Below are 25,680 nucleotides of genomic sequence, written 5' to 3'. Positions count from 1 at the left end.
ACGTAATTGGCCATTCGATAATGCCACTGGTTCGGGGAACCTGGGAATATGACCGAGTCAGTCGCCACCCGCACCCCGCTCTCGCCGACGCTCCGCAGCACCGTCACCCGGTATCGCGGTCAACGCGACGCCACCGACCGCGCCGCACTCGACGCGATCCTCGACACCGCCACCATCTGCCACCTCGGCGTCCTGATGCACGGCGCACCGGCGGTCATCCCCACCATCTACGGCCGCGGCGGTGACACCCTCTACCTGCACGGATCCACCGGTTCGGGCAACCTGCGCGCGGCCATGACGGGCGATGTCTCCGTCGCGGTCACCCTGGTGGACGGCATCGTCTACGCCCGTTCGGCCATGCACTTCTCGATGAACTACCGCTCGGCCGTCATCCACGGCCGCCCCACCGAACTCACCGACCACGCCGAGCGCCTACACGCTCTGCGCGTCATCGTCGAACACGCCGCCCCCGGCGCCTGGGACACCGTCCGCCCACCCACCCGCAAAGAACTCGCCGCCACCACCGTCCTGTCCCTCGACCTCACCGAAGCCTCCGTCAAAACCCGCACCGGCGACCCCAGCGACGACGAATCCGACCTCACCAGCACCGCCTGGGCAGGCACCCTCCCCCTCCACCAAACCTTCGCCCCACCCATCCCGTCGGCCGACCTCGCCCCCGGCATAGAAATCCCCACCCACGTCCTGTCCCGCAGGTAGGTTCGCAGCTACCAGAGGGTTTCGGCTCTGGTCCACATTCGGTGGCCCTGCCGATCCGGTGGTCCGCGCGGGCGGCGCATCACGATCGCTGCGCGAAATACCCATTGCGACAAGATCGTTCACGTCGCATCCGAGCCTGCGGAGTTGGTGGCCGTGCCGAGACCGCCGATCCGGTGGTCCGCGCGGGTGGCACATCACGATCGCTGCGCGAAATACCCATTACAACAAGATCATTCACGCCGCAGCGGAGCCTGCGGAATCGGCGGCCGGGGACTGTCTGAGATCTGGCTCTGGTCCACATTCGGTGATCACGCCGATCCGGTGGTCCGCGCGGGTGGTACATCACGATTGCTGCGCGAAATGCCCATTGCGACAAGATCGTTCACGCCGCATCCGAGCCTGCGGAGTCGGTGGCCGTGCCGAGACCACCGAATGTGCCCCAGAGCCGGAATTTTTGGCTCGGTTCCACATTCGGTGGTTACGCCGGGCCGGTGGTTCGCGCGGGCGGCACATCAAGATCGCTGCATGAAATACCCATTGCGACAAGAATATTCACGCCGCAGCGGAGCTTGCGGAGTCGGTGGCGGTGCCGGGACCATCGGATGTGCCCCGGAGCCAGATCTCAGACAGTCCCCTACCAGAAGGTTGGGGTGAGGTTGTAGGTGGTGAGGGTGGTGTGGGCGAGATCGGTCAGGGCTGTGGGGGATTGGATGTGGGTGGGGTCGAGGGAGGTGAGGGCGAGGGTGTAGGCGGGGGATAGGTGGGACAGGTAGGCCGACAGGCGGGTTCGGGGGAGTGGGGGTGTGAGGGCGGGGTGGATGGCTCGGGCGGCTACGCCCAGGCAGGGGTGGGGGCCCAGGTGGGTGAGGGTGGTGGGGAGGGGGCCGATGTTGGAGCAGAGGACGTCTCGTTCTCCCGCGCCTCGGGTGAGGGCATGGGCGGTGCGGGCGGGGAGGACCTGGAGGATCTCCTCGGGGAGGCCGCCGGGGCTGGACATGCGGTATTCGTATGCGGCGCGGCACTTTTCGCGCACGGTTGCAGCGGTGTCCGAGCGGGTGACGGTGATCTCGGTCATCGACATGTCGTTGTCGACGCGCGGTTCGTCGCGGGTGTCGACCGGGATGCTGGCCACGATCTCCGGTCCGTCGAATCCACTGTGCCACAACATTTGTGCGATCAGGTGGACGAACAGGCTGTTGGCCGTCGCGCCGTGCGCGGCCGCGGTCCGCTCCCAGTCCGCCGCCGGAATCTCCAGTACGACACCGCAGGTGCGGGCGGGTCCGGGGCGATCGGGTGCGGATGTACTCGGAGGTTTCGGAACGCCGCGTCGCAATGCCCGAGCCGTCCCACCCAGGATTATGCCCCACTGCCGCCACGCATCCAACCAATCAGACTGTGGTGCACCGATTTCCGCTGTCATCGCGCCAGAGAGTGACTGATCGGGCTGTTGCGCAATACCTTCCGCTATCGCCGTGCCAGAGAGCGACTGATCAGGCTGTTGCGCAATACCTTCCGCTATCGTCGTGCCTGAGAGCGACTGATCGGACGGTAGCGCGACAACTTCCGCTGCCATCGCAGCTGAGAGTGCCTGATTAGACCGCGGCGCACCGACTTCTGCTGCCGCCGTGCCTAAGGGCATCTGGTTGGACTGCGGCACACCGATTTCCGCCGCTGTCGTGCCGGAGAGCGCCTGATCGACCGCGATCGCCAGCCCGCGCCCGTCGGCCAGTACGTGCGAACACGTCAACGCGACGATCGAACCCCCGTCCGCGAGCGTCGCCGTGGCGAGCCGCCAACCCGGACCGTACTCCGGATCCAGATCGAACCCCTGCTCATCGGCCCAGTTCAGCACTTCGTCCGCGGGCAGCGCATGCTCGGTGACTGCGAGCGGATGCGCATTCACATTCGCCCGCCAGTACGGCCGCGCGCCCGGCACCCGAGCCCGCACCACCCGCCGCCCCAACGGCCCGGTCCGCAATGCCGCATGCACCTTTTCCAGCACCTCCGGCGCAACCCGATCGGCGGTGCGCCACAACCCCTGCAAGGCGATCGGCGTCCCCATCCCCCGATGCGTGCGCAGGAAGATCTCGTCGACGACCCCGAGTCGGCTCATCGGGCGCTGCTCGGCGGACATCCTGTCATCGTGCCATCGCCGCACATCGCGTGTTCAGGGGGTTTGCCGGGATCAGGCGGTACTGCCGTGGCGGCCCGCGCCGGAGGCGAAACGCTGTGCGCCCGCGAGCGCGCCGTCGGCATCGGACAGCGCGTCCATGCCGTGGCGGAGCTCGTTGGCGATGGCCGCGGGCTCGTCCATACCGTGCTGCTCGAGTGCCGACATCCGGTCCGAGCGCAGGCAGGTCTGCGGGAGTGCGGCCAGTTCGCGCGCGAGATCCTCTGCGGCAGCGCGTGATTCACCGTTGGGTACGACACGGTTCGCCAGCCCCATCTGCAATGCCTCGGTGGCACCGACGGCACGTCCGGTGAGGATCATGTCCATCGCGCGACCCTCGCCCACGATGCGCGGCAACCGAACCGTCCCGCCGTCGATGAGCGGCACACCCCAGCGACGGCAGAAAACGCCGAATGTACTGTCCTGCTCGGCAACCCGCAGATCACACCACAGCGCCAGCTCCAGCCCGCCGGCCACCGCATACCCCGAGATCGCGGCGATCACCGGCTTGGACAACCGCATCCGGGTCGGCCCCATCGGCCCGTCACCCTCCGCCTCGACGCGATTGGAACGCTCGGTGCCCAAACCCTTGAGATCGGCTCCGGCGCAAAAGGTTCCACCCGCACCCCACAGCACCGCCACCGCGGCCGCCGGATCGGCCTCGAACTCCCGGAACGCGTCCGCCAACGCGTCCGCAGTCGGCCCGTCGACCGCATTCCGCGCCTCCGGCCGATCCAGAACGACCGTGAACACCGGCCCGTTACGTTCGATGCGAACACTCACTTCTGCTCCTTGCTGACACGCGGCTCACTGTGCGCTCTGCGGTGATGGTCTGTTCGCGAATGCGCACGCGGCCTCGCAGGATGTCCCGGTGCCACGGGTTCGTGCGCGAGCACCGTCATGTCCGCTCCTTGCTGCCGTAGCGCCGACTGTCTCACCCGACGATACGTCCCCGCCAGGGCCTTGCGTCAAGAAATGAATTCGTGCTTCACTTCTTGTGTGGCCTATCGCAGAACCCCTGCCGTGCAGGCCCGTCTCGACAAGCAGGCGGGCGTGATCGTGCACGCCGCCACCCGGGTGCTCTCGCGGGAGGGTTTCGCCGGGCTGTCGATGGCGGCGGTCGCGGCCGAGGCCGGAGTGGCCACGGGCACGGTGTACAAGCACTACAGCGGTAAGGCCGAGCTGGTCACCGCGGTATTCCGCGAGGTCGTCACGCGGGAGGTGGCCGCCGTCGCGCAGGCGGGCGGTTCGGGTGGTGTGGTCGAGCGCGTCACCGCCTCCGTGGAGACCTTCGCCGGACGCGCGCTGAAGAATCCGAAACTCGCGTACGTCCTGCTCGCCGAACCGGTGGATACCGCCGTCGACGCCGAGCGGTTGCGTTTCCGCCGCGCGTTCGCCGAGATCTACGAGACGGCCGTCGCCGAGGGCGTGGCCGACGGGCAGCTACCACCCCAGGACCCCCGGATCAGCGCCGCCGCCCTGGTCGGCGCCATCGGCGAGGTGCTGGTCGGCCCGCTCGCGCACGCCCGCCAGAGCGAATCGGTGATCCCTGAACTGGTCGCTTTCGCCCTGCGCGCCTTGGGATTTCACGACATCGGCGATGCCCGCCCGCCCGGCATCGCGCAACCCCGCGACAATCACAGCCCGGCATCGCCCGAATAGGAGTTCCGCATGCCCACCCACGAGGTCTTCAACCAGGTTCCCCCGATCGTCCCGTTCGACAACTCGCGCAATCCCGCGCTGCTCGAGGGCCTGCACCGGGAGGGGGCGGGCTGGGCGGAAGCCGAGGTGCGTGAATTGGGCGCGCTCGCAGGCGGATTAGAGGCCCAGGAGTGGGGCCGGGTCGCCAACGAGTACCCGCCGGTGCTGCACACCCACGACCGCTACGGCAATCGGATCGACGAGGTCGAATTCCATCCGTACTGGCATCGGCTGATGGACGTCGCGGTGACGCACGGCCTGCACGGCTCCCCCTGGCTGGACGAGCGCCCGGGCGCGCACACCGCCCGCGCCGCCAAGTTCTACACCTGGGGCGCGGCCGACGCCGGTCATATGTGCCCGATCTCCATGACCTACGCGATCGTGCCCGCCCTGCGCCACAATCCGGAGCTGTCCGCCCGGTACGAACCGCTGTTGGGTTCGCGCACTTACGATTTCGGCCTACGCGAGCCCTCCGCCAAGGCCGGTCTGATCGCGGGCATGTCGATGACGGAGAAGCAGGGCGGCTCGGACGTCCGCGCGAACACCACCACGGCCACACCGCAATCCGACGGCACCTACCGCATCGTCGGGCACAAGTGGTTCACCTCCGCGCCGATGTCGGACATGTTCCTCACCCTCGCGCAGGCCCCCGGCGGCCTGTCCTGCTTCCTGCTGCCCCGGGTGCTGCCCGACGGCAGCCGCAATTCCCTTCGTCTGCAACGCCTCAAGGACAAACTCGGCAACAAGTCCAACGCCTCCTCGGAGATCGAATACGAGGATGCCGTCGGCTGGCTCGTCGGCCTCGAGGGCGCGGGCGTCAAGACCATCATCGAGATGGTCAACATGACCCGCCTGGACTGTGTGATCGGTTCGGCCACCGGCATGCGCGCCGGACTCGTCCAGGCCGTGCACCACGCCCGGCACCGAGAGGTGTTCGGGGCCAAGCTGATCGATCAACCCGCCATGCGCAACGTGCTGGCCGATCTGGTGATCGAATCCGATGCGGCCACCACCGTGATGATGCGCCTGGCAGGAGCCACCGACCGCGCCGCGAGCGATCCGGCCGAGGCGGCGCTGCGCCGGATCGCCCTGGCGGTCACCAAGTACTGGGTGTGCAAGCGTGCCCCCGCGCACGCCGCCGAAGCGCTGGAATGCCTGGGCGGCAACGGATATGTGGAGGATTCGGGTATGCCGCGGCTGTTCCGCGAATCCCCGCTGATGTCCATCTGGGAGGGGTCGGGCAATGTCGCGGCGCTGGATGCGTTGCGCGCCATGGGTCGTCAGCCCGAGAGCGTGGAGGCGTACTTCAACGAGGTCTCCCTCGCCCGCGGCGTGAACCACCACCTCGACGACGCGATCGACCGAATCGGCAAGGAGCTCACCGACTTCGGCGACATCGAATACCGCGCCCGCCGCGTCGTGGAACTGATGGCGCTGGTCCTACAGGGCGCGCAACTGGTCCGACACGGTCACGCCGCCATCGCGGATGCGTTCTGCGCCAGCAGATTCGGCGGCGACTGGGGTATCGCCTTCGGCACCCTGCCCACCGGCGTCGACACCACCGCCATCCTGGAGCGGGCCTACGTGGACTGACACGGTTCCGCCCGCCCCGGGTTCAGCCGAGCGAAAGCCCCAGCTCACCCAACGCCTCGGACAGTATCCGCACGGCCTTGGGCCCCACCCCGTGCAACGCGAGCAACTCCGCCGCAGGCACCCCGGCCAATTGCTCCAGGCCGGAATACCCGGCCGCGGTCAGGGCCCGGGTCGCGGGCGCGCCGATCCCCTTCGGGAGCGCCGAATCGGTCATACGGGCAGCGTAACCGGCGAATCGGCACCGCCCGCCCACACGTGAGCAGCGACACGCTTCCTGGCCTGTACCAGGAGGATTAGCGTCAGAGGTATGTCACGTACAACGGCGTACACACAATTCATCGCGCTGCCGCCGGAACGGTTGTGGGCGGTGCTGGCGGACCCGGTTCGCTGGCCGGAATGGAACCCCGCCGTCGCCTCGGTGCGGCTGCGGGACGCGCCCGGGGTGGGAGTACAGGGCGATTATCTGCCCGGCGGCACAGTGAGCAGGGCCGTGCACGGCAGGCTGGCGCAGCCGTTCACGATCACGAGTTTCGTCCCCGCCCGGGAACTGGTCGTGCAGCAGCCCGAACCGGCCGGTGCGATGCGAATCTCCTGGACGCTGACACCCTGCCCCGGCGGCACCGAACTCGCCCAGCGACTCACCCTCGACGGCGTCTCGGCACCGATCTTCTGGTCCGTCGTCGGCGGCCGGTTGCAGGCCCACGCCCGGGTCGGTTTCGCGCGCTTGGCCCGGCTCGCCGGAATCACCCCGGACGATCAGGCCCCGACCGTCGTCATCGCCGGTGGCAGCGGGGCGCTGGGCCGCAATATCGCCGCCGATCTGACCTGTCGCGGGCTGCGGGTACGCATCCTGACCCGCCGCCGCGATCCCGAACTCCCCTTCGAACAGGTCGAATGGGACGGCCGCAGCGTCGGGGATTGGGTTGCTGCACTGCGTAATCCGGGCCCCACCGCCTTGATCAACCTGGCCGGCAAGCTGGTCGACTGCCGCCCCACCGCGGCCAACGTCATCGAATTGCGCCGCAGCCGAGTGGATCCCACCGCGGCCCTGGTCGCCGCCTCGAAAACACTGGACCGCCCGATCGAGCACTGGATCCAGGCGAGCACCACGGCGATCTGGTCCGACGCCGGTGAAATGCATTGCACCGAAACGACTCCGCTACCCCGGGGCCTACCGCAGATGACCGGCGTCGCCCAACCGTGGGAGCAGGCTTTCGAGGGCGCGAACACCGCACACCACACCATCCTGCGCACCTCGATCGTGCTGGACTCGGATTCCCCCGCCCTGCAACGCCTGTGCGACCTGACCCGCGCCGGTCTCGGTGGCCGCGTCGGCTCCGGCAACCAGTGGTTCAGCTGGATCCACGTCGAGGACTGGCTGGCCCTGATCCGCGCCGCCCTCGGCCTGGACCCCGAGGTCCACTTCCCCGACGGAATCCTCGTCGCCGCAACGGATTACCCGGTCCGCAACCGCGACTTGATGACCGTCCTACGCCGCCACCTGCACCGCCCACCGGCACCCCCGACCCCCGCACCCCTGCTGCAGATCGGCGCGATCTTCCTCCGCACCGACCCGGCCCTGGGCCTCACCGGCCGCCACGCCACCTCGGAAGTCCTCCCGCACACCGGTTTCCGCTTCCGCTACCCAACCCTCGACGAAGCCCTGGGCAACCTGCTCCCACACTGACCTCAGCGGTGGTCGCGGTACCACCCGATGAGCGCGTCGGTGGACGAATCCCCTTGCGGCGCAGGATCTTCGGCGGAGGTGAGCAGCGGAGCGAGCTCCAGAGCCTGCTGCTTGCCGAGTTCCACACCCCACTGGTCGAAGCTGTCGATACCCCAGATGGTGCCCTCCACGAAAACCTGATGTTCGTAGAGCGCGATGAGCTGCCCGAGAACCGAGGGGGTCAGCTCGGGCGCGAGGATGGCGGTGGTGGGCCGGTTACCGGGCATCACTTTGTGCGGCACCACCTTCGGGTCGGTGCCCTCGGCGGTGATCTCCGCGGCGGTCTTGCCGAACGCGAGCACCTTGGTCTGCGCGAACAGGTTGCTCATCAGGATGTCGTGCATGCTGCCGGTGCCGTCGCGGGTCGGCAGATCGTCGGTGGGACGGGCGAATCCGATGAAATCGGCCGGAATCAACCGGGTGCCCTGATGCAGCAGCTGATAGAACGCGTGTTGCCCGTTCGTCCCGGGCTCACCCCAGAAGATCTCCCCGGTGGAGGTGGTGACCGGAGAACCGTCCGCGCGAACGGATTTGCCGTTCGACTCCATCGTCAACTGCTGTAGATACGCCGGGAACCGGGCCAGATCGTTCGAGTACGGCAGCACCGCCCGCGACTGCGCGCCGAAGAAATTCGAGTACCAGACGCCGAGCAGCCCGAGCAGCACCGGCGCGTTCTCGTGCAGCGGCGTCCGCGCGAAATGCTCATCGACACTGTGCATTCCGGCCAGGAACTCCCCGAAACGCTCGCGCCCGATCGTCGCCATCACCGACAGCCCGATCGCCGAATCCACCGAGTACCGCCCGCCGACCCAGTCCCAGAAGCCGAACATGTTCGCGGTGTCGATACCGAACGCCGCCACCCGCTCGGCATTGGTGGACACGGCCACGAAGTGTTTGGCGACCGCGTCCTCGCCGAGCGCGTCCACCAGCCAGCGCCGCGCCGCGGTCGCGTTGGTGAGCGTCTCGAGCGTCGAAAACGTCTTGGAGGCAATGATGAACAGCGTCGAGGCCGGATCGAGGCCGTCGAGTTTCGCGGTCAGATCGGCCGGATCCACATTGGACACGAAACGCGCCGAGATCCCGGCGTCGACGTAGTGCCGCAGCGCCTGATACACCATCACCGGCCCGAGATCCGACCCGCCGATACCGATGTTCACCACCGTGGTGATGCGCTCGCCGGTCGCCCCGCGCCACTGCCCCGAACGCAGCGAATCGGTGAAATCGCCCATGGCACTGAGCACTTCGTGCACCTGCGCGCCCGCGTCCTCGCCGTCGACCTCCAGCGACGTCCCTGGCAGCACCCGCAACGCGATGTGCTCCACCGCGCGATCCTCGGAGGTGTTGATGTGCTCCCCGCGGAACATCGCGTCCCGGCGCTCGGCCACCCCGGCGGTCTCGGCCAATTCGACCAGCAGATCCAAGGTTTCGCGAGTCACGCGATGCTTGCTGTAGTCGATGCGCAGATCCGCGCTCTGCACGATCAGCTCGCGCCCGCGCTCGGGATCCTCGGCGAAGAGTTCACGCAGGTTCCGGTCGGCGATCGCCGAGTGGTGATCCCGCAGTTTCCGCCAGGCCGCCGTCGCGGTGATGTCGCTGCTCACCGCACCGACATTACCGTCAGCGCCGAGACGGCGTCGACCATCGGACCGATGTCCCCGGCCGCGGCGGGCCCGCCGCGGCCGAGACGATCGCCGGGGCCTACTGGCAGACCCACATCCAGTGCGTGCCGTAGTGCTCGGCGGCACTGCCGTCCAGGTGGACCCAGTTCCAGTGCCCCGGCTTGTTTCCACCGGCCCGGCAGTCGCCGCCGACGTGCTGACCGTTCGGCGGCGCGGGCGGGGTGCTGCTGTCCGGCGGGGTCTGGTTCCCCTGGCCGCTTCCGCTGGGGATGGGCCCGAGGTCGATGCCGGCGACGGTGGCGGCGTCACCCACACCCGCCGAGAAGGCGGCGATGGCGAGGGACATGACCGCGATGGCAGCCGATTTCTTCACTGTGGGATCTTCTCCTCAAATATTTTCGTTCGGTATCTCATGACATGAGAACACGATCCCGGCCGGTCCGCAGGGCCGAGGGCGCCCGGACGGGCCGTTGCGGCGAGGTCCCCGAACTCCGCCGGACGGCTGGACACCCGGGCATAGGCTGGTCGCATGGTGTCCGAACGTGAACTTCTCGCATCCGTCCCCACACAGCTCTGGATCGGTGGCCCGGTGGACGCCACCGGCGGTGCCACCTTCCCGGTCGAGAATCCGGCGACCGGCGAAACCCTCGTCGAGGTGGCCGACGCATCCCCCGAGGACGCGATGCGCGCCCTCGACGCCGCGGTCGCGGTGCAGGCCGAGTGGGCCGCGACCCCGGCCCGGCAGCGCGGGGAGATCCTGCGCGCAGTCTACGAGCGGATCATCGAGCGCACCGAGGATTTCGCGCTGCTGATGACCCTGGAAATGGGTAAGGCGCTGCCCGAGAGCCGCAACGAGGTGCGCTACGGCGCGGAGTTCTTCCGCTGGTTCAGCGAGGAGGCCGTGCGCATCCACGGCCGCTATCAGACCGCGCCGACCGGCACCGGCCGCATCATGGTGCACAAGCAGCCGGTCGGGCCGTGCCTGGCGATCACGCCGTGGAACTTCCCGCTGGCCATGGGAACTCGCAAGATCGGCCCCGCGCTCGCGGCGGGCTGCACGATGATCGTCAAACCGGCCTCGGCCACCCCGCTGACCATGCTGCTGCTCGCCGAGCTGTGTCGCGACGCGGGCCTGCCCGACGGTGTGCTCTCGGTGATCACCAGCCGTCGTTCGGGCGCGGTGACCGCCCCGTTGATCAACGATCCGCGGCTGCGCAAACTCACCTTCACCGGTTCGACCGAGGTCGGCAAGAAACTGGTGGAGTCCTCCGCGCACGGCCTGCTGCGCACCTCGATGGAACTCGGCGGGAACGCGCCCTTCGTGGTGTTCGACGACGCCGATGTCGATGCGGCCGTCGCGGGCGCGATGCTGGCCAAATTCCGCAACGGCGGCGAGGCGTGCACCGCGGCCAACCGCCTGCACGTGCACAACTCGGTGATCGCGGAGTTCACCGAGAAGTTCGTCGCGGCGGTGCAGGGGAGCAAGCTCGGTCCCGGCGCGGATCCGGAGACCACCCTGGGCCCGCTGATCAACGCCGAACAACTCGACACGGTCAGTGAACTGGTCGACGACGCGGTGACGAAGGGCGCGCAGGTGCGCACCGGCGGCAAGGCTCCCGGCGGCCCCGGTTACTTCTATCCCGCCACGGTGCTGAGCGATGTGCCCACCGACGCCCGGATCCTGAGCGAGGAGGTGTTCGGCCCGGTCGCGCCGATCGTCGGCTTCGATACCGAGGAGCAGGGTCTGGCCGCCGCCAACAACACCGAATACGGTCTGGTCGCCTACGTCTACACGCGGGATCTGGATCGGGCGCTGCGGGTCGCCGAGGGCCTGGAGAGCGGCATGGTCGGCATCAACCGCGGCGTCATCTCCGATCCGGCCGCGCCCTTCGGCGGCGTCAAAGCCTCGGGCTTCGGTCGCGAGGGCGGCACCGAGGGGATCGAGGAGTACCTGTCGACCAAGTACATCGCGCTGCCCTAGCCGGACAGCGAAACGCCCCGGGACCGGTTCCCGGGGCAGATTCGACGTGAAAAGCCTTGTGACCGAGTGTGTTTCGGTCTCCTGCCGCGTCGGCGCGGGCTATCGCCGCATCGATCCCGGACACCGCGTGCCGGGATCGGGGCCGTCGCGGGTCAGCGACCGAGACGTCCGCGACCCAGGCGCAGCAGCAGCATGGCGAGCGTGTGGCCCTCCTGGCCCAGCTCGCTGAAGCGCTCCAGCACCTTCATCTCGCGGGAGTGCACCAGTCGCGTCCCGCCGTTGGCCATGCGGGTGCGGCCGATGATGCGCGAGATCTCGGTGCGGCGTTTGATGGCGGCCAGGATCTCCGCGTCGAGGCGGTCGATCTCCTTGCGGAGTTTGTCGATCTCCGCCTCGCTACTGGGCAGCGCGGCATCGGACCCGGTCGTCGTCGTAGAGGTGCTCATACTTCTTCTCCTCGTGTCAGAACTTCGATCGGCGCGCGACCGCTGGCCGTTACCGATGGGGTTCCTTCACCGTGAATCAGGCCCGGTAGGCCGAATATTCCCCCAGCCGATACCCCGTACGCTCAGGTGCCAAACCGCTGACCGGAATCAACGGTGGTCAACCGGTACGTGGTGATAGCGCGAGCGCTGGTCATGTGGTCAGTGTGCCATGGGCCCCTGCTTCGGCAAAACGGTAACCGCTGGGGGGAAGCCGAAGTATCCCGCGATGATCACCGGCCGGTCACGCGGATGTCGCGTGGATGTGCCCAGGGCTACAACCTTGTCGGTGCCCGCCGGTAGCGTGGGGATCGATGGAGACGACGGTGGCTGATACGTGGCGTCCGCAGGCGCGGACGGGGCAGATGGCAGGCGCGGCGGGTAGCCCGCACGATCGCGCGGCGGAGGCGGTCGAGCGCCTGCTCGAGGGCTTGAATCCGCAGCAGCGCGCGGCGGTGGTGCACAGCGGTACACCCCTGCTGATCGTCGCGGGCGCGGGCTCGGGCAAGACCGCCGTGCTCACGCGCCGCATCGCCTACCTGTTGGCGGCCCGCGGCGTCACTCCGGGGCAGATCCTGGCGATCACGTTCACCAACAAGGCCGCCGCCGAGATGCGGGAGCGGGTGGCCGGTCTGGTCGGCCCGCGCGCGGCGAGCATGTGGGTGTCCACGTTCCACTCCAGCTGCGTGCGCATCCTGCGCACCCAGGCTGCGCTGCTGCCGGGCCTGAACACCAACTTCTCCATCTACGACGCCGACGACTCGCGCCGCCTGCTCGCGATGATCGGCCGCGATCTGGAACTCGACGCGAAGAAGTACACCCCGCGCCTGCTCGCCACGGCCATCTCCAACCTCAAGAACGAGCTGATCGAGCCCGACCGGGCCACGATCGACGCGGAATCCGACGAGAGCCAGCTGCCCCGCATCGTCGCGCAGGTCTACACCGAATATCAGCGTCGGCTGCGCGGCGCCAACGCGATGGACTTCGACGATCTGATCGGCGAGACGGTCGGTCTGCTGCAACGTCATCCGCAGGTCGCCGAGTACTACCGCCGCCGGTTCCGGCACGTGCTGGTCGACGAGTACCAGGACACCAACCACGCCCAGTACGTGCTGGTCCGCGAGCTGGTCGGCCATCATGCCGCAGGCCTGGCCACCGAGGCGGACGACGCGGATGCCGGTGCGGCAGCGGCGGACCCGGACTTCACCCCGGCCCGGCGCGAGGACGCCGTGCCCCCGAGCGAGCTGTGCGTGGTGGGTGACGCCGATCAGTCGATCTACGCCTTCCGCGGCGCGACCATCCGCAACATCGAGGAGTTCGAGCGCGACTTCCCGGACGCGGAAACCATTCTGCTGGAACAGAACTACCGTTCCACCCAGCACATCCTGTCCGCGGCGAACGCGGTCATCGCGCGCAACGAGGGCCGCCGCGAGAAGAAGCTGTGGACCGATTCGGGCGAGGGCGATCTGATCGTCGGCTACGTCGCGGACAACGAGCACGACGAGGCGTCCTTCGTCGCGCGCGAGATCGATCGCCTGGTCGATCAGGGCGATTACAACTACGGCGACGTCGCGGTCTTCTACCGCACCAACAACAATTCCCGTGCGCTGGAAGAGATCTTCATCCGGATGGGCCTGCCGTACAAGGTGGTCGGCGGCGTCCGCTTCTACGAGCGCAAGGAGGTCCGCGACATCGTCGCGTACCTGCGCGTGCTGGAGAATCCGGAGGATGCGGTGAGCCTGCGCCGCATTCTGAACACCCCGCGTCGCGGGATCGGCGATCGCGCCGAGGCGTGCGTGGCGGTGCATTCCGAGCAGCGCGGTGTCGGTTTCGGTCAGGCGTTGCGCGACGCCGCCGACGGCAAGGTCGCCCTGCTCAACACCCGTGCCCAGCGCGCCATCGCGGGATTCCTGGATCTGCTGGACGAGATCCGCGCGGCCGGTGTGCAGGAGGATCTGGATTTCCCGGACGTGGGAACCGTGGTCGAGGCGGTGCTGGACCGTTCCGGATATCGCGCCGAACTCGAGGCGTCCGACGATCCGCAGGACGGCGCGCGCCTGGACAACCTCAACGAATTGGTCAGCGTCGCACGGGAATTCAGCTCCGAGGCGCGCAACAGCGTGGAGGCCGCGCGGGATGAGGGCCTGCTGCCCGAGCCCGCCGAGGGCGAGCCCGATCCGGGCTCGCTGGCCGCCTTCCTGGAACGGGTGTCCCTGGTCGCGGATACCGACCAGATTCCCGACGAGGGCGCGGGCGTGGTCACCATGATGACCCTGCACACCGCCAAGGGCCTGGAGTTCCCGGTCGTCTTCGTGACCGGCTGGGAGGACGGCCAGTTCCCGCACATGCGCGCCCTGGGCGATCCGACCGAACTGGCCGAGGAACGCCGCCTCGCCTACGTCGGCATCACCCGCGCCCGCCGCCGCCTGTACCTGTCCCGCGCGGTGGTCCGCTCCGGCTGGGGCCAACCGGTGTCGAATCCGGAATCCCGCTTCCTGCAAGAGATCCCGGGCCACCTGATGGACTGGCAACGCCTGGAACCGACCTCGGCTCCCGGCACCCGGGGCATGCGCCGCCGCGGCGAGAGCGACGGCCTGGAACGCGACTGGACCCGAGGCGACGGCTGGAACGACCGCCCCGGCGTCCGCGGCGGCGACCGCCGCCCCGCCCCCGGCAGCGCCAAACGCACCAACACCAACCTCGTCCTGGCCGTGGGCGACCGGGTCAACCACGACAAATACGGCCTCGGCCGAGTAATAGCCTCCGAAGGCACGGGCCCCATAGCCAGCGTCACCATCGACTTCGGCACCGCAGGCAAGATCCGCCTCATCCCCCAATACAGCGGCGGAGTCCTGGTCAAACTGTAAAACACTGTCGCCCTGGGGATTTCGATCCCCAGGGCCACCCTTGCCCGTGGCAGGATGCTCAACTGTGCCCGAGATGAGACGGCTCAGCTACGCGGACGGTGTTCAGGCACGCTCGATCTGGTAGATCGGCAACAGCCCGAACCGAGGTCAGACCCCGACAGTCTCCGGGTTGAGGTGAGATCCCGACAGTCTCCGGGTTGAGGTGAGATCCCGACAGTCTCCGGGTTGAGGTGAGATCCCGACAGTCTCCGGGTTGAGGTGGGATCCCGACAGTCTCCGGGTTGAGGTGGGATCCCGACAGTCTCCGGGTTGAGGTGGGATCCCGACAGTCTCCGGGTTGAGGTGGGATCCCGACAGTCTCCGGGTTGAGGTGGGATCCCGACAGTCTCCGGGTTGAGGTGGGATCCCGACAGTCTCCGGGTTGAGGTGGGATCCCGACAGTCTCCGGGTTGAGGTGGGATCCCGACAGTCTCCGGGTTGAGGTGGGACCCCGACACTCCTAAGCCGAGGTGAAATCCCAGCAGGCCAGAGTTGAGGTCAGACCCCAACGGCCCCGAGTTGAGGTGAGATCCCTCGGTCCTCTTCGGGGCCGACGAAATCGGTCAGTCCTCTTCGGGCCCCAGGGAGATCCCGCGACTGGCCAACCAGGGCAGTGGATCGATGCGGTCGGTCCCGTGCAGCCACACCTCGAAGTGGCAGTGCGGCCCGGTGGAGAAACCGCGGTTGCCGATGGTCGCGATCTGATCGCCCGCCATGACGTGCTGGCCGACCGAGACCGTCGTGGTGTTGACGTGGCCGTACACGGTGATGGTGCCGTCGTCGTGCCGCAGCCGCACCCACATGCCGAAGCCCGAGGCCGGCCCCGCGTCGATGACGGTGCCGTCCATGACCGCGTAGATGGGGGTGCCGATCGGGCCCGCGATGTCGACGCCGGGGTGCAGGACGCCCCAGCGGCTGCCGTATCCGGAGGTGAAGGTGCCGCTGGCGAACTTCACGAAGACCGGGCGGAGTTTGGCGGCGGCCTGGGCGGCGAGGCTCTCGGCGAACTGCTGACCGTGGTGCAGCACGTCCTGGAACTGGCTGATGTCGGTCACCGGCGCGGTATCGAGCACCTGCGGCGACTGGCTCGCGGTGGCCGCGCCGGTGGCGGGCGTCGACGCGGCGACCTGACGGATCTCACCGGTCCGCGCGGCGTCGGCGGTGGCGGGACGCTGGGTTCCGGCATGTTGCGTTGCGGCCTGGCCCGCGGCGACGACCGCACCCGCGGCGACCGCGACGACGGCCGCGCGACCCTTGAGCGCGGCGGGCGGAACGGGCATCCGGTGCGAGTTCGGCACGCGAGCGGCCCGATGATCGGAATTCCCGCGTGCGGCGCGCCCCGCGAACGGGCTGGGCCCGGTCGGCTCGTCGGGGTCGTCGTAATCGGCCTGCTCGGCTTCGGAGGCATCGCCCGAGGCCCAGGGATCCCACTGCGAATCCTCGGAAGACTGTGCGTCCCACTGGTATTCGGTGCTCTGCTGCCAGCCGTCGGCTTCGGGGGTGGACCAGTTGTCGGCGGGTGCGTTCCAACTGTCCGCGTGCCAGGTGTCGCCGACCGGTACGTCCCAGGTGGCCGCCGCGGGGGCCCCGGACCAGCTGTCGGCGCGACCCGCGGGAGCGGCGTAACCGCCGAACGAGGCCGCATCACCGATATTGCTCAACCCATCGCCCTCACGGCGGTAACGCAATGCGGACGGGGCGCGATGTCCCGGCTGAAATGGATCGCCGCTCATTACCGAGCCTCGAGGGAGTGCGGATACGGAAGTGTGCGAGGGGCCGGGCCGATCGACAGGTCGCCTGCGACGCGGCTCGCTACCTGCGGAGCGCTGTGCTGCAACAAGCCTGCCGTCCTCCTGTGCCCGTCAGCGGCGGATGTGGTCGTCCCGTGAAGCCCGGTCGGGAGTTCAGAGACTACCGCCTGGGACGGCCGCATTCACGCTGGTCCTGTGACCATGTTGTGACTTCGGTCGCATCGACGGTAACGAAATGATTGCGACCCGGCAAGCGCTCCAGGACATCTCCGTCCGCTTGTGAGATTCATCACAAGAATCGCCGGGAATATTACCCTCGACATCACGGCCGATCTGTCGCATTTTTGGTACGACGCCGTGTAGTAATCGAGCCGTCCTGAACGCCTCGAACCCGTGGTCCCGCCGCCTCCGCGGAAAGCTACTCGCCAGTAGCAGTGGCCAGCGGTTTTGCCCGCCCGGGTGCGGCCCGGTGACCTGTGCCACTTAGGCTGTATGCGGCTGATTTCCCGTGCTCGCGAGTGATTAGAGTCCGATTCGACCCGCCCTGGAACGACGGGACGCCAACAAAGTCGTTGTCACCACAACGCAGACGAGACGGTGAGTACATGGATCTCTTCGAATATCAGGCGAAGGAGCTCTTCGTGAAGCACGGAGTGCCCTCGTCGGAAGGCCGGGTCACGGACTCGGCCGAGGATGCGCGTGCGATCGCGACCGAGATCGGCAAGCCGGTCATGATCAAGTCCCAGGTCAAGGTCGGCGGCCGCGGTAAGGCCGGTGGCGTCAAGTACTCCGCCACCGCCGACGAGGCGTTCACCAACGCCGAGGCCATCCTGGGCCTGGACATCAAGGGTCACATCACCAAGAAGATCCTGGTCGCCGAGGCCAAGGACATCGCGGAGGAGTACTACATCTCCTTCCTGCTGGACCGCTCGAACCGCACCTACCTGGCCATGTGCTCGGTCGAGGGCGGCATGGAGATCGAAGAGGTCGCCGCGACCAAGCCCGAGCGCCTGGCCAAGGTGCCGGTCGACGCCGTCAAGGGTGTGGACCTGGCCTTCGCGCGTTCGATCGCCGAGCAGGGCCACCTGCCCGCCGACGTCCTGGACGCCGCCGCGGTCACCATCCAGAAGCTGTGGGAGGTGTTCATCGGTGAGGACGCGACCCTGGTCGAGGTGAACCCGCTGGTCCGCACCCCCGAGAACGAGATCCTGGCCCTCGACGGCAAGGTCACCCTGGACGAGAACGCCGAGTTCCGCCACCAGGAGCACGCGGAGTTCGCGGACATCGACGCGACCGATCCGCTCGAGCTCGAGGCGAAGAAGAACGACCTCAACTACGTCAAGCTGGACGGCGAGGTCGGCATCATCGGTAACGGCGCGGGCCTGGTCATGTCGACCCTGGACGTGGTCGCCTACGCCGGTGAGAAGCACGACGGCGTCAAGCCCGCCAACTTCCTGGACATCGGCGGCGGCGCGTCGGCCGAGGTGATGGCCAACGGTCTGGACGTCATCCTGAACGACGCGCAGGTCAAGAGCGTGTTCGTGAACGTCTTCGGCGGCATCACCGCGTGTGACGCGGTCGCCAACGGCATCGTCAAGGCCCTCGAGATCCTGGGCAGCGAGGCCAACAAGCCGCTGGTCGTCCGTCTCGACGGCAACAACGTGGACGAGGGTCGCAAGATCCTCGCCGAGGCGAACCACCCGCTGGTGACCCTCGCACAGACCATGGACGAAGGCGCCGACAAGGCCGCCGAACTGGCCGCCGCCAAGTAAAGGAAACAGGGCAATGTCTATCTTCCTCAACAAGGACAACAAGGTCATCGTCCAGGGCATCACCGGTGGTGAGGGCACCAAGCACACCGCCCTGATGCTGAAGGCCGGCACCAACGTGGTCGGCGGCGTCAACGCGCGCAAGGCGGGCACCACCGTCAAGCACGTCGACAAGGACGGCAACGACGTCGAGCTGCCGGTGTTCGCATCGGTCGCCGAGGCCATCGAGAAGACCGGCGCGGACACCTCGATCGCGTTCGTGCCCCCGGCGTTCTCCAAGGACGCCATCATCGAGGCCATCGACGCCGAGATCCCGCTGCTGGTCGTCATCACCGAGGGCATCCCGGTGCAGGACAGCGCGTACGCGTGGGCCTACAACGTGGAGAAGGGCCAGAAGACGCGGATCATCGGCCCGAACTGCCCCGGCATCATCACCCCGGGTGAGTCGCTGGTCGGCATCACGCCGAACAACATCACCGGCAAGGGCCCGATCGGTCTGGTCTCCAAGTCCGGCACCCTGACCTACCAGATGATGTACGAGCTGCGCGACTTCGGCTTCTCCACCGCCATCGGCATCGGCGGCGACCCGGTCATCGGCACCACCCACATCGACGCCATCGAGGCGTTCGAGAAGGATCCGGAGACCAAGGTCATCGTGATGATCGGCGAGATCGGCGGCGACGCCGAGGAGCGCGCCGCGGCCTACATCGAGGCCAACGTGACCAAGCCGGTCGTGGGCTACGTCGCGGGCTTCACCGCTCCCGAGGGCAAGACCATGGGTCACGCGGGCGCGATCGTCTCCGGTTCGGCCGGTACCGCCGCCGCGAAGAAGGAGGCCCTCGAGGCCGCGGGCGTCAAGGTCGGCAAGACGCCGTCCGAGACCGCCGCGCTGGCGCGGGAGATCCTGGAGAAGGCCAGCATCGAGGCTTGATAGCGGCGCGCAGCGTCTCCGTTGCGGGCGGGGGTGGGGACGAGGCGGGCCTGATCGAGACCCGTCCCGCTGCTTTCCACGAAGGCCGTCAACCGAATCCGGTTGGCGGCCTTCGTCATTGCCCGATCGAGGTATTCACGGTGCTGGGAATACGTGACACAGTCCCAGCGCGCGCACCACGGTGCAGAACATTTCCGAAAGATTCACGGCAAACCTCCTTTTTCTCCTTCTGGAGGCACGATCGGAGTGCTCACCTGGTTCATCGGGCATACCATCCGGCCGACTGCGGGTTTGCGGTGGCCGTGACCCGGGCGGTTTCGTGCAGTAGCGTCAAGAGCACATTCAGTCTTGACAACGAGGGACTCGACAAGGAGAAGACGACATGTCATACCCGTCCGGGGGCTCCGGGTACAACGCACCCGCGCCGACACCACCCACCTCCGCCGCCGGTTTCGCGCAGCAGCAGCCGCCGAGCGGCGGTAAAACGGGTGCACCGGGATCGAGTGCGATCGGGTTGCCGTTCTATCTCACGGCAGGCACCGCCATCCTCGGTGTCATCAACCTGCTGTTGGGTTTCGCGCCGTTCGTCTCCACCAGTAGCAAAGATCTCGGCGAAGGCATGCAGATCTCGGCGAGCAGCAGCGACTTCTTCTTCTCCTTCCCGGTGGCGGTGCTGATCGTGCTGCTGGCCGGTGGTCTGCTGGCCGGTATCTCGCTGCTGCCGAAGCAGAACTGGATCGGCGCCTCGGCGGCGGTGTCCGGGGCCGCGTTCATCGGGCTGATCTTCATCGTGATCAAGGTGCCCGACGGGGCCAATGTCGGCTGGGGTACCTGGGTGGTGCTCTTCCTGGCCCTCGTGCAGACCGCCGCGGCCGTCGCCGCGGTGCTGTTCGAGAGCGGCATCGTGGCCATGCCGACGCCGAAACCGGCTGCGCCGCAGGCTGTTCCGGGTGGTTACGGGGCTCCGGGTTACGGTCAGCAGAGCTACGGTCAGCCCGGGCAGTACGGCCAGCAGTCGCAGCCGGGACAGTCGGCCCAGGGCGCGCAGCCGGGGCAGTCGCAGCCCGGACAGTCGCAGCCGCAGAGCCAGCCGTCCTACGGCCAGCAGCAGTACGGGCAGCAGCCGTCCTACGGGCAGCAGCCGGGTGGTCAGTCGGCCCAGTCGCCGTACGGTCAGGCCGGTCAGCAGCAGTACGGCCAACAGCAGTACGGCCAGCAGCCCGGTCAGGCGCAGTCGCCCTACGGCCAGCAGCAGTACGGGCAACAGCAGTACGGTCAGCAGCCCGGATACGCCGCCCAGCAGCAGCCGTCGGGCGCCAACCCGACCGCGACCCCGCCCTCGGACGCGCCCAGCACCCCGCAGCCGTACGGTTCGCTCAATTTCGGTCAGCAGCCCTCGACCGGTCAGGGCGCGGCGGCCAGCCCGTCCGGCCAGTCGGCGAGCACTCCGAAACCGGCCAACCCCTTCGGTGAGGACCGCGCGGTCAACCCGGCCGCCGACCCCACCACCGCCTTCCGCCCCGGCGAGGACGACAAGAAGTAACCGGCCGCGTCCGGAGGCTTGCTACTCGGCCTCGGTGCCGGCTACCTGTTCGCAGCGTGTCCGGGTAGCAAGCTTTGTCACAGTTTTCGGCACTCGTTCGTTCGAATGAGTGCGTAGCGCGTCGGGGTGCGCTGCCGAATCCGGTCGGCGGTGTAGCGAGCCTTGCCGCTGTTTTCGGCACTCGTTCGTTCGAATGAGTGCGTAGTACGTCGGGGTGCGCCGCCGAATCCGGTGAGCGGTGTAGCAAGCCTTGCCGCTGTTTTCGGCACTCGTTCGTTCGAATGAGTGCGTAGCGCGTCGAGGTGCGCCGCCGAATCCGGTGGGCGGTGCGGTAGCGGCATTTTCAGCTCTCGGGGCGGGGACCGATATCGGCGAGTCGCAGGTGTGTCGGCGCGCCTGACTTGCCGATGCGGGGGAAGGTGTCACGCTGGGGTGTCGTGAGGGAGCGCCGCGGTGAGAGTGAGCGCGCCGACCCGTCGTGAGGGGAAATCGTGACAGTCGCATCGGATGCCGGACGTCGCGGGAGAGTCGGATCGTGAAAGCTTCTCCCGTCCGGTGGGATCCCCGCGACGCCCGCCCGCCGCGGCGCGAGAACGGCCGTGGTTCCGGACGTTCCGGCGGCGAGGACAATCTGTTCCTGTCGTTGAGCCCGGAGCGCGCCCGGGTGCTGCTGATCGTGGCCGCGCGGGCGAGCAGCTACACCATCGTGGTGATCGTGGCGCTGGTCCTGGTGACATTGTTCGCCGCCGACAGCGCGATGACCGGGGCCTCGGGCGCGATCGCCGCGGGCTGGCTCGCGGTGCACCAGGTGCCGCTGGTGATCGGCCGCACGACCCTGAGCCTGCTGCCCCTGGTGCCGACCGGCCTGGTGCTGTGGCTGACCGCGCGTGACTGTGCGCGTGCGGTGGAACCCCGATCCTCGCGCGCGGATCTGGGCTGGATCCTCGGCGCGGCGCTGACCGGACCGCTGCTGGTCACCGCGATCTGTCTCGCCGTGGCGGGGGACGCCTCCTCGGTGGTCGCGCTGCAACCACCCGAGGCGCTGGCCGCCTTCGCCTGGGTGGGCGGACTGCATCTGGCCGCGGCCCTGTTCGGTCTGGCCGTGCGGCCGAATCCGTTGCGCGACAAGGTGATCGCGCGCATTCCACTGTGGGTCGAGTCCGCCGCCCGGATCGCGGTGCGCGCGGTGTGGCGGCTGCTGCTGTGCGCGGCCGTGCTGACGCTGCTGTCGTTCCTGCTGCACTGGTCCCGGATCGGTGAAACCTACAGTGCGGCAGGCAATTTCGGCGGCGTGCTCGGGCTGTCCGTGCTGTCGCTGGCCTATCTGCCGAATACGGTGATCGGCGCGACCGGTGTGCTGGTCGGGGCGCAGTTGCACATCGGTGTCGGCGGGCTGAGCGTGTTCGCGGTATCGGGTGCGTCGGTCCCGGCGCTGCCGATTCTGGCCGCTGTGCCGACCGGTCCGGCCGCGGGCTGGTGGCCGGTGGTGCTGGCGGTGCCGGCCGCGGTGGGCGTGCTGACCGGGCGGGATTGTGCGCGCGGCACCTACGATCAGCCGCTGCGGCCGTGGGCGACGCTGACCACGGCGGCGTTCGCCGCGGTGCTGCTGGGTGTGCTCGGCGGGATCGCCGGTGGCGTGGTCGGCTCGTTCGGCGAGATCGGTACGGGCATATTCCTTTTCGGCGGTCTGGGCTTCGCGTGGCTGGCCGCGGCCGGATATCTCGGGCTGATCGGTTCGCGCTGGTTCCTCGCGATTCCCGCCGCGCGACTGGTCGACGAGCACGAATACGCGGCCGACGCGGCCTACGCAGACGACGACCAGCACGAGGAGTACGCCGAGGACGGCTACGCCGACGACGCCTACTATGAGCCGGTCGAAGACGACCACCACTACGAGGATCACCACTACGACGAACCGGAGTACCCGGAGCGCGGCCCCGGCGGTCCGGGCTACCGCGAGCGAGTCTACGAATACGACGACCTCGACTACGGCCGCTACGCCCGGCTCGCCGATCGCGACGTCGAGGAGATCGACGGCGAACTCGTCGAGGAGCAGGCCGCACTCGGCCCCGCCGACGATCCGGACGACATTCTGGACGCCGAGGTGGTGGAGACGGACCTGCCGGAGGGTCGCCGGTGGGACGGTAGCTAGGCTCTACAGCGGCGGTCCACGCATCCGCCGCAATCCTTGCAGTCCCGACGCACAGGGAGTAGAGCGCTGACGACTCCGCCCACCCACTCGGTGCCCGCGGCCGTGCCCGCGACCGTCGTCGTACTCGCCTCGGGCGCGGGAACGCTGCTGCGTTCGCTGCTCGCGGCCGCCGCCGCGGCCGATTATCCGGCGCGCGTGGTCGCCGTCGGCGTCGATCGTCCCTGTGCCGCAACCGATCACGCGGTGGCCGCCGGAATCCCGCATTTCCGGATCGGGCTGGGGGAGTACCCGGATCGCGAAGCCTGGGATGCGGCGCTGACCGAGGCGGTCGCCGCGTACGCACCCGATCTGGTGGTGTCGGCCGGATTCATGAAGATCCTGGGCCCGGCGTTCCTGTCCCGTTTCGGCGGCCGCGTCATCAACACCCACCCCGCGCTGCTGCCCTCGTTCCCGGGTGCGCACGGCGTGCGCGACGCGCTCGCCTACGGGGTGCGGGTGACCGGCTCGACCGTGCATCTGGTCGACTCCGGCGTGGACACCGGGCCGATCCTCGCGCAGGAGGCGGTCGCGGTCCTGCCCGAGGACGACGAGGACACCCTGCACGAGCGGATCAAGGTTGTCGAACGGCGGTTGCTGGCGCAGGTCGTGGCCGCCGTCGCGACGCGAGGCATTGTCTCCGATGGACGAAAGGCAGTTATTCCAGATGAGCGAGTACTCCGGTGAGTGAACGCAGCGAAGCTTCCGCGACCGAGGTCGGGCGCAGGCCGATCACCCGGGCGCTGGTGAGCGTCTACGACAAGACCGGGCTGGTCGAGTTGGCCACCGGGCTGCACGCCGCGGGCGTGGAACTGGTGTCGACCGGGTCGACCGCGGCGCGGATCGCCGACGCGGGCATTCCGGTGACCAAGGTCGAGGATCTGACCGGGTTCCCGGAGACCCTGGACGGCCGGGTCAAGACGCTGCATCCGCGGGTGCACGCCGGGATCCTGGCCGATCTGCGTAAGCAGGAGCACGCCAACCAGCTGGTCGAGCTGGGTGTGGAGGCGTTCAATCTGGTGGTGGTGAATCTGTATCCGTTCACCGAGACCGTGGCCGGCGGGGCGAGCTCGGACGAGTGCGTGGAGCAGATCGATATCGGCGGGCCGTCGATGGTACGGGCTGCGGCGAAGAACCATCCGTCGGTCGGTGTGGTGGTGAACGTCGGCGACTACGATCGCGTGCTCGACGCCGTGCGCTCGGGCGGGTTCACCCTCGCTGAGCGAACCGCGTTGGCGGCCAAGGCATTTCAGCACACCGCGAGCTACGACGTCGCGGTGGCGAGCTGGATGACCGGTGTGCTCGTCCCGGAACAGGATGTGGCGTCGGATGCTTCGGCCGACGCGGATTCGGTTGCCGCGGAAGGCTTCCCGGACTGGCTGGGCGCGACCTGGACCCGCGAGGCGGTGCTGCGCTACGGCGAGAATCCGCATCAGGCCGCCGCGCTCTACACCGATGCCGCCGGTGCGCCCGGTCTGGCGCAGGCGGAGCAGTTGCACGGCAAGGAGATGTCGTACAACAACTACACCGACGCCGATGCCGCGTGGCGGGCCGCGTGGGATCACACCGCGCCCGCGGTGGCGGTGGTCAAGCACGCCAATCCGTGTGGGATCGCGGTCGGTGACGATATCGCGCAGGCGCATCGCAAGGCGCACGCGTGCGATCCGGTGAGCGCGTTCGGCGGGGTGATCGCGGCCAACCGCGAGGTGACCGTCGAGATGGCCGAGCAGGTCGCGGAGATCTTCACCGAGGTGATCGTCGCGCCCGGTTATGCCGACGGTGCGGTGGAAGTGTTGCAGCGCAAGAAGAATGTGCGCATCCTGGTCGCCGCGGCGCCGGTGCGCGGCGGGGTGGAACTGCGGTCGATCAGCGGCGGCGCGCTGTTGCAGCAGCGCGACATCGTCGACGCCGAGGGTGACGATCCGGCCAACTGGACCCTGGTCTCCGGCGAGGCCGCCGATCCGGCGACTCTGGCCGATCTCGAATTCGCTTGGCGCAGTTGCCGTGCGGTGAAGTCGAACGCGATCCTGCTGGCCCACGACGGCGCCTCGGTGGGCGTCGGCATGGGTCAGGTCAACCGGGTCGACGCGGTGCACCTGGCGGTGCTGCGCGCCGACGACCGCGCCAAGGGTTCGGTGGCCGCCTCCGACGCCTACTTCCCGTTCCCGGACGGCCCGCAGCAGCTCATCACCGCAGGCGTGAAAGCCATTGTGCAGCCGGGAGGTTCGGTCCGCGACCAGCTGACCATCGATGCCTGCCGCGAAGCCGGTGTCACCATGTACTTCACGGGTGCGCGGCACTTCGCCCACTGAGCGGCCCCGACCAAACTCGTACGCCGACAGCAAGGTTCGCGGCTCGGTGAGCCTCAGGGGGCCGCGAACACGCCGGAGCGGAGCGGAGGCCAAAGATACAGAAACCCCCTGCGCGGGGCTGCGGTTCCCGCGCAGGGGGTTTCTTTTCATCCAGGCACCGGGCCGTATACATCCCGGGTCCCGGGTTCGTCATCCCGGCTGATGCCGGGAATCGGTCTGGGGTTCCCCTTGTGTGCGAGGGCGATTCGGAGTAGCTCGACGGATGCGTCGCGAGGGGGAAGTGCGTGACAT

At 68.3% G+C, this 25,680-nt stretch carries 19 protein-coding genes; 12 read left to right on the top strand and 7 right to left on the bottom strand.

All coding sequences use genetic code 11. The annotated features are described in order from the left end of the window. Positions 1–48 precede the first annotated feature (48 nt). Positions 49–717 (top strand): pyridoxamine 5'-phosphate oxidase family protein, encoded by a 669-nt coding sequence (locus tag NRB20_RS10960; RefSeq protein WP_153409976.1) that lies wholly within the window; start codon positions 49–51, stop codon positions 715–717. A gap of 634 nt (positions 718–1,351) precedes the next feature. Here NRB20_RS10960 and NRB20_RS37505 read toward each other — a convergent pair. Both NRB20_RS37505 and NRB20_RS10950 read right to left on the bottom strand, forming a co-directional pair. Then, the gene (locus tag NRB20_RS37505) at positions 1,352–2,851 is read right to left on the bottom strand and encodes a hypothetical protein (protein ID WP_194289800.1); all 1,500 of its coding nucleotides are present in this window, start codon (positions 2,849–2,851) and stop codon (positions 1,352–1,354) included. Between the two features lie 51 nt (positions 2,852–2,902). After that, the gene (locus tag NRB20_RS10950) at positions 2,903–3,670 is read right to left on the bottom strand and encodes a crotonase/enoyl-CoA hydratase family protein (protein ID WP_319944738.1); all 768 of its coding nucleotides are present in this window, start codon (positions 3,668–3,670) and stop codon (positions 2,903–2,905) included. 216 nt (positions 3,671–3,886) lie between these two features. On the opposite strand from NRB20_RS10950, the gene NRB20_RS10945 reads away from it, so the two are divergent. Together NRB20_RS10945 and NRB20_RS10940 are read left to right on the top strand one after the other, a co-directional pair. Further along, entirely contained in the window at positions 3,887–4,549 is a 663-nt protein-coding gene (locus NRB20_RS10945; protein ID WP_319944737.1) for a TetR/AcrR family transcriptional regulator, read from the top strand. A 9-nt stretch (positions 4,550–4,558) separates the two neighbouring features. After that, the gene (locus NRB20_RS10940) at positions 4,559–6,181 is read left to right on the top strand and encodes an acyl-CoA dehydrogenase family protein (protein WP_153409974.1); all 1,623 of its coding nucleotides are present in this window, start codon (positions 4,559–4,561) and stop codon (positions 6,179–6,181) included. A gap of 22 nt (positions 6,182–6,203) precedes the next feature. Here NRB20_RS10940 and NRB20_RS10935 read toward each other — a convergent pair whose 3' ends face one another. After that, the gene (locus tag NRB20_RS10935) at positions 6,204–6,395 is read right to left on the bottom strand and encodes a helix-hairpin-helix domain-containing protein (RefSeq protein ID WP_153409973.1); all 192 of its coding nucleotides are present in this window, start codon (positions 6,393–6,395) and stop codon (positions 6,204–6,206) included. A 93-nt stretch (positions 6,396–6,488) separates the two neighbouring features. On the opposite strand from NRB20_RS10935, the gene NRB20_RS10930 reads away from it, so the two are divergent. Next, positions 6,489–7,868, top strand: coding sequence for a DUF1731 domain-containing protein (locus tag NRB20_RS10930; protein ID WP_153409972.1), 1,380 nt, complete (start codon positions 6,489–6,491; stop codon positions 7,866–7,868). A gap of 2 nt (positions 7,869–7,870) precedes the next feature. Here NRB20_RS10930 and pgi read toward each other — a convergent pair whose 3' ends face one another. Next, positions 7,871–9,508, bottom strand: a complete 1,638-nt coding sequence (gene pgi / locus NRB20_RS10925; RefSeq protein WP_319944736.1) for a glucose-6-phosphate isomerase — start codon at positions 9,506–9,508, stop codon at positions 7,871–7,873. Positions 9,509–9,605: 97 nt separating this feature from the next. Continuing rightward, positions 9,606–9,899, bottom strand: coding sequence for a hypothetical protein (locus tag NRB20_RS10920; protein WP_153409971.1), 294 nt, complete (start codon positions 9,897–9,899; stop codon positions 9,606–9,608). Positions 9,900–10,055: 156 nt separating this feature from the next. Here NRB20_RS10920 and NRB20_RS10915 point away from each other — a divergent pair, with 156 nt between their 5' ends. Then, positions 10,056–11,507, top strand: coding sequence for an NAD-dependent succinate-semialdehyde dehydrogenase (locus NRB20_RS10915; RefSeq protein ID WP_153409970.1), 1,452 nt, complete (start codon positions 10,056–10,058; stop codon positions 11,505–11,507). Positions 11,508–11,659: 152 nt separating this feature from the next. Here NRB20_RS10915 and NRB20_RS10910 read toward each other — a convergent pair whose 3' ends face one another. After that, positions 11,660–11,953, bottom strand: a complete 294-nt coding sequence (locus tag NRB20_RS10910) for a chorismate mutase (RefSeq protein WP_067886332.1) — start codon at positions 11,951–11,953, stop codon at positions 11,660–11,662. A 401-nt stretch (positions 11,954–12,354) separates the two neighbouring features. Here NRB20_RS10910 and pcrA point away from each other — a divergent pair, with 401 nt between their 5' ends. Then, positions 12,355–14,856 (top strand): DNA helicase PcrA, encoded by a 2,502-nt coding sequence (gene pcrA / locus NRB20_RS10905; protein ID WP_153410279.1) that lies wholly within the window; start codon positions 12,355–12,357, stop codon positions 14,854–14,856. 602 nt (positions 14,857–15,458) lie between these two features. On the opposite strand, the gene NRB20_RS10900 is transcribed toward pcrA, so the two are convergent. Further along, the gene (locus NRB20_RS10900) at positions 15,459–16,628 is read right to left on the bottom strand and encodes a M23 family metallopeptidase (RefSeq protein WP_153409969.1); all 1,170 of its coding nucleotides are present in this window, start codon (positions 16,626–16,628) and stop codon (positions 15,459–15,461) included. Positions 16,629–17,251: 623 nt separating this feature from the next. On the opposite strand from NRB20_RS10900, the gene sucC reads away from it, so the two are divergent. The 6 genes from sucC (at position 17,252) to purH (ending at position 25,389) form a co-directional block, all read left to right on the top strand. Next, on the top strand, positions 17,252–18,418 hold the full coding sequence (gene sucC, locus NRB20_RS10895; protein WP_153409968.1) for an ADP-forming succinate--CoA ligase subunit beta: 1,167 nt from the start codon (positions 17,252–17,254) through the stop codon (positions 18,416–18,418). Positions 18,419–18,431: 13 nt separating this feature from the next. Further along, positions 18,432–19,346, top strand: a complete 915-nt coding sequence (gene sucD / locus NRB20_RS10890; RefSeq protein WP_153409967.1) for a succinate--CoA ligase subunit alpha — start codon at positions 18,432–18,434, stop codon at positions 19,344–19,346. Positions 19,347–19,728: 382 nt separating this feature from the next. After that, positions 19,729–20,889 (top strand): DUF5336 domain-containing protein, encoded by a 1,161-nt coding sequence (locus NRB20_RS10885; RefSeq protein ID WP_153409966.1) that lies wholly within the window; start codon positions 19,729–19,731, stop codon positions 20,887–20,889. A gap of 535 nt (positions 20,890–21,424) precedes the next feature. Then, positions 21,425–23,041 carry a cell division protein PerM gene (locus tag NRB20_RS10880; protein WP_194289799.1) on the top strand — a complete coding sequence of 539 codons (1,617 nt, stop codon included), beginning with the start codon at positions 21,425–21,427 and terminating at the stop codon, positions 23,039–23,041. A 102-nt stretch (positions 23,042–23,143) separates the two neighbouring features. Beyond that, a complete protein-coding gene (gene purN, locus NRB20_RS10875) occupies positions 23,144–23,764 on the top strand; it encodes a phosphoribosylglycinamide formyltransferase (RefSeq protein ID WP_319944735.1) in 621 nt (206 codons plus the stop codon). Continuing rightward, positions 23,761–25,389, top strand: a complete 1,629-nt coding sequence (purH, locus tag NRB20_RS10870) for a bifunctional phosphoribosylaminoimidazolecarboxamide formyltransferase/IMP cyclohydrolase (protein WP_319944734.1) — start codon at positions 23,761–23,763, stop codon at positions 25,387–25,389. The genes purN and purH overlap by 4 nt, the downstream gene beginning before the upstream one ends. Positions 25,390–25,680 lie beyond the last annotated feature (291 nt).

Origin of the sequence: Nocardia macrotermitis, assembly GCF_009604405.1 — a bacterium.
Classification (GTDB): Bacteria; Actinomycetota; Actinomycetes; order Mycobacteriales; family Mycobacteriaceae; genus Nocardia; species Nocardia macrotermitis.
The sequence above is the reverse complement of the archived record's forward strand: the minus strand, read 5'-3'. Positions and strand labels throughout refer to the sequence as shown.